The organism is Vibrio sp. 1159 (assembly GCF_033340395.1).
Classification (GTDB): Bacteria; Pseudomonadota; Gammaproteobacteria; order Enterobacterales; family Vibrionaceae; genus Vibrio; species Vibrio alginolyticus.
Window position 1 is genome coordinate 1 of record NZ_JAWOWL010000069.1, and the last position, 4,437, is coordinate 4,437.

Annotated in this window: 9 protein-coding genes; 2 read left to right on the forward strand and 7 right to left on the reverse strand. The window is 42.6% G+C overall.

Translation table 11 applies throughout. The annotated features are described in order from the left end of the window. Positions 1-251 (forward strand): hypothetical protein (locus R7127_RS25780; RefSeq protein WP_318148648.1); only part of this gene is annotated, 251 nt, incomplete at its 5' end. A gap of 177 nt (positions 252-428) precedes the next feature. Here R7127_RS25780 and R7127_RS25785 read toward each other — a convergent pair. Further along, positions 429-677, reverse strand: a complete 249-nt coding sequence (locus tag R7127_RS25785; RefSeq protein WP_005398517.1) for a hypothetical protein — start codon at positions 675-677, stop codon at positions 429-431. A gap of 157 nt (positions 678-834) precedes the next feature. Between R7127_RS25785 and R7127_RS25790 the strand changes: the two genes are divergently transcribed. Further along, entirely contained in the window at positions 835-1,050 is a 216-nt protein-coding gene (locus R7127_RS25790; RefSeq protein WP_031419549.1) for a hypothetical protein, read from the forward strand. A gap of 234 nt (positions 1,051-1,284) precedes the next feature. Here R7127_RS25790 and R7127_RS25795 read toward each other — a convergent pair whose 3' ends face one another. From R7127_RS25795 to R7127_RS25815, 6 genes are all read right to left on the reverse strand, one after another. Further along, positions 1,285-1,455, reverse strand: a complete 171-nt coding sequence (locus R7127_RS25795) for a hypothetical protein (RefSeq protein ID WP_005398424.1) — start codon at positions 1,453-1,455, stop codon at positions 1,285-1,287. A gap of 16 nt (positions 1,456-1,471) precedes the next feature. Continuing rightward, positions 1,472-1,759: a NadS family protein gene (gene nadS, locus R7127_RS25800; RefSeq protein ID WP_029946694.1), complete on the reverse strand. Its 288-nt coding sequence runs from the start codon at positions 1,757-1,759 to the stop codon at positions 1,472-1,474. After that, on the reverse strand, positions 1,749-2,141 hold the full coding sequence (locus R7127_RS25805) for a type II toxin-antitoxin system RelE/ParE family toxin (RefSeq protein ID WP_224723981.1): 393 nt from the start codon (positions 2,139-2,141) through the stop codon (positions 1,749-1,751). Before R7127_RS25805 ends, nadS begins: the two co-directional genes overlap by 11 nt. Before the next feature lie 61 nt (positions 2,142-2,202). Continuing rightward, complete coding sequence (locus R7127_RS27125) at positions 2,203-2,436, reverse strand: MbeD/MobD family mobilization/exclusion protein (RefSeq protein ID WP_169567099.1); 234 nt, start codon at positions 2,434-2,436, stop codon at positions 2,203-2,205. Continuing rightward, complete coding sequence (locus R7127_RS27130) at positions 2,437-2,904, reverse strand: MbeB family mobilization protein (protein WP_203506492.1); 468 nt, start codon at positions 2,902-2,904, stop codon at positions 2,437-2,439. A 687-nt stretch (positions 2,905-3,591) separates the two neighbouring features. Continuing rightward, positions 3,592-3,933, reverse strand: a complete 342-nt coding sequence (locus tag R7127_RS25815; RefSeq protein WP_025607773.1) for a MobC family plasmid mobilization relaxosome protein — start codon at positions 3,931-3,933, stop codon at positions 3,592-3,594. Positions 3,934-4,437: the final 504 nt, after the last annotated feature.

Below are 4,437 nucleotides of genomic sequence, written 5' to 3' on the forward strand. Positions count from 1 at the left end.
AGAGCGGTTTTATCGTGCTTTCGCAAGTTTTGATTAGTGCCTTTACCTGCCACCTTTGGAACTTCCCTTGGTCGGTGGCTGATGCGCATCGCTCTGTCCAAAACATCTTGAGTCCAAACAGAGTGCAGGAATACTTGAAGTGCTTAAACGATATGGGCTATCATGAAAGGACTTACACAGGCCGTCAAACCGGTAAGTATTCCGATCAAAGCCGACCTTGCAGGGTCGGTTTTGTCACATCTGGGGATTGAGATTACAACCAAAGAGCTGGGATCTCAACGATCCTTTTCTAAGGTAATGAACGTCCTCAAGAAAAACGCCTCCCATTGGGAGGCGTTTTTCGTATCTGCCAGATGTAAAAAAGGTCGCCGGTTTGGGCAACCTTTTGCGTTCTATCGTTCAGTTCGCACAACGAGTGTTACGTTAAATTACTCATTACTTTCTTTTAAACCAAAGCAGTCCCACTCTATCAGCAATCGACTAAAATTATTTTTTGAAAGATATTTGGCATCTACACACTTACCATCATCATCGTACAGCACAAGGAAAAAAGAACTCGATTCTAGTGTACGACCTAACGAAAGCCATTGAGCAACAATTGTCTCGTAATGTTCTTGATATGATGCGATTTCAAAGCCTTTGTTATTCGATGTTTTAAAATAAATTTTTAGTTTCACGCTTTATCCCATTTATCTCATACACATCATATTTAAGACTAGGTTTGTGTGAGCAATTGAACGTTCTTAATAGACTTAGGCCAAAAAAAACCACTATATACGCAATTGAGTATATTATAAAGTTACATGCATATCACCACTTTGTGAGTATTGTTTTATGGCTCTGTGTGAAATAAAAAAATACGACACTTTAGTAGATGCTCATACGATTAAACTTCTCGAAAATTTAACAATGGAAATTGGAAATGAAGAAGTTGCTCTACAAGTCACTATTTTGTCATTTGAAAAACTTTGGCATCAAATGGAAATGCATGGAGAGCCCGAAAACACATTTGAATGGCTTCAAATCGAAGCAAAGAAGCTCATAATTTAAAGCAACATAACGTTGTGGTGGTGATTATTATTCCTATTACGTTAAATAGCCGACTTAGCATCTCAAAACGCCAATCTGACGCTCTCAAAACGCTCCTGGAGCGTTTTTAAGCACTTATCCTTACCTAATTAGCCAGAAATCGGGCTGTAAGTTTGTGACGCTTTCAGAGCGATTTACAGGACAAAAAGTTCGCAGTTCGATTGAAACAAAAAACGCCCTCTAAGGGCGTTTTTTCTATGTTTTCATCTTATCGATGGCATCTTTGGTGATCAGCTCGTTAGCTATCTCTAAGTTCTCTTTGTACTTCTTCTCTTTGTACTTCTCATATTCAAATCGAGATAACGAACTTCTCGGATCGTACTCGTAACGCTGACAGAATTGCTCAAAAGTAACAGCTGCACTCATAGACACCTCTTAATCTTTAAACTGAAAACTTCGCATAAAGCTCTGGCTCTTTAGAGAGTAGAGTTAGGACTTTGCTTGCTAAACCTGTCGGATTTCTCCGTCCTTGCTCCCAACTTTTCACGGTATCAATACTCACATCCATCGCTTGTGCCAACTCTTTTTGGCTGACATCCAGTTGTGCTCGGATCGCTTTAACATCGGCAATCTCATAACGAGTGACATTCGCAGGAGTCTGCTCTCCTTTTGCAATCGCTTCGGCTTGCTTCATCGATGTATAAAGTTCATCAAAAATACTATTGCTCATTGTCATACTCTCTCTTAATCGACCTCGACACTTCTTTAAGGAGATTCTTCTCTTTCTGAGTTAAAGAGTCCTTTCTCCCTTTCTTGTACAGCAACACCAAATAGACAACATCAGGTTGGATCAGTAAGTAAATCGTTCGATAACCACCACTCTTACCTGTCGATTCTCCAGCAAGGCGAACTTTTCTTAGCCCTCCCGTTCCGACAATCAACGATCCCATTTCTGGGTTTTTGATGATGTCTGACTGCAACGCTCGAAACTCTTCATCCGTGAGCATCTCTTTTCGCTGAGATTCAAACAATGGCGTTTCAATAAACTCTAATGCGTAGCTAATAACCCGATCCTCTCCCAAAAGAATAGGAGTACATTGTACTCCTGGCAAGCGTATTTTCAAATGTATTAACGATTAAATCCGAAACCTCGACCTCTGCGATTTTGTCGTGCTAACGACTGCTCTTGCTGTATTGCTTTTCCAACGACTGGAGCTGCTGCGTCAAGTTGTTTACTTGCATGGTCAAGCTGCTCACACTGCTCTGTAAGCGTTGGTTCTCCTCGCTGCTCTGCTCGAATCTTTTCTCTAAATCCTTGTAGAGCTTCACGAACTCGCTGTGCTGCTCCTTGTGCTGCCTCTCTAAAACCTCGAAGGCGTGCAAAAGTTGTTTCTCTAGCTCGGTCATTTATTTCCTCTCCAACTTGATCAGCTCGTTCTTGCCATCGTTCATTGTCCACCCCTCCAGAATCGAGTAACCCTCTGGTATCACAATAAAACGTTCCCCTTTCTGGCTCTCGTACAGAGAAAGCCCCCAAGTCTTGTTCTGGAACTGCTCTAGGATCGCTTTTTGGCGGGCTATCTTTTTCTGATTGTCTAATATCGTCTGCCCTTGATACCAAGCGATCCCGTAACTGACGATCACCAAAAATAACAGGGTCACTGGCAACCAAATCCATGTTTTCATCACCAAGAGATTCAAACGTGATTGCTGCTCTTGGATGTCGTTTATGATTTTCTGCTCGCTTGATTTCAACGCATCTTGAATACGTTGTTCGTGCCTCTCGAAGTCTTTCTTTAGCGTTTGCTCGATAGCGTTGGCTTGCTTCTTCGATTGCGAATTGAAGTCCCTCGCCATATTCAAAATCTTGCTCATACAACAAACCTTTTAATCTTATGTTTCGTTTCCCACTTTCGGGATTCTTAATGCTGATGCTTTTAGCTGTCACTCTGGCAATCTCAAATCCTTTGCTTTCAAGCGCACCAATTACCCCTTTTCGACTACGGATCGCGCCTGATTGAGCAAGATTAAGTAGACCATCGGTAAGAAGTTGCTGAATCTCTTTTGCATCGGATGGAGTGTCTTTAGCACTCACCAAGCCTTGCTGATTAGCAGGGTCATCTGGGTCATGAAGCCCTAGTTCAAGATTCTTAATGGTGCGCCACGCATCGATACGAGGATTGTCTGCAAAGTGGTAGTAAGGTTGAAGTCGCTTGCCAGAATGAAGCTCAATATTTGGAATAACAAAGTTCAGCTCTAACCGCCCTTTATCAAGATGCTCTACCCAAAGAATGGAGTATTGGTCTTTGTCTAAGCCTGGTAACAAAGCCTTTTCAAAATCAGCCATGAGGCGATCTTTAATCTCTTGTGATAAGTCCGTTTCAGCAAAACAGAGAAAGCCCGATGTGTACTTTTTGGCGTAAGGACTCGAATCAATGAGTGATTGAACTAAATCAGGATCGCCTTGATTGAGTGTCGCCCTCTCCCGATTTCTATCTTTCCCTAAGAGATAATCAACAGGGCCACTCCCAACGCCCTTACCTCTACGAGCGAACTGAACAATCATACTGAGATCTCATACTGTGCCATTATTTGCCCAAGCTGACGCTCGATTGCTGAAAGTTGAGCCAATACTTGAACCACATTCACGACATCATAATTCTGGGTATTCACTACTCTAGTGATCTGATTCAAGTTATTTCCAAGTCCAGATAACTGGCGCAATAATGCGGGGTCTACTTTAGGAACATTGGCTCTTTTAAGAGTCCGTTCCCCAAGACAAGTCTCTCTCACCCAAGGAGCTAATTCCGCACCATCACACCGATCTTTCAGAGCTTGAAGTTCAGTCTCAGTGACTCTGATCTTGATGGACTTTTCTCGTATTACTTTCTTCTTTTCAGTCATGGCAATTCTTTAGTTTGAGTGCTTTTAACTAGGGTTAAGGGAGCGTAGCGTCCCTTACAAGGCACAATGACAACGTAACGAAGTGGAGGGGTCTTTGTGTAGCCTTGCTTATGTGCTTAACAAAAGATAGAAAGTAAGATAAAGAAATGCAAATAAGGGAAATCATGAAGTATCAAACAATGACAGTAAGAGCAAAGAGGAGGCTAGCCAAGCTAGCGCAAACCACCCTTTCGGCTGCGCCGACCCCTACCCATTTCAACTCAAATTTATGAGTGATTTGGGTATCTTTTTGGTCGCTTTCAGATTGGGTAAGTCTCTTCCCTTTCGGGCTGCCCTGCGCTGTGAGTAAGGCTTTACGCCCCCATTCCAGTCTCACAACACTAATCAATTATTCCTTTTCCGCAGTTCTCCCTCTAGCAGCTACAAGAGAGCGGTTTTATCGTGCTTTCGCAAGTTTTGATTAGTGCCTTTACCTGCCACCTTTGGAACTTCCCTTGGTCGGTG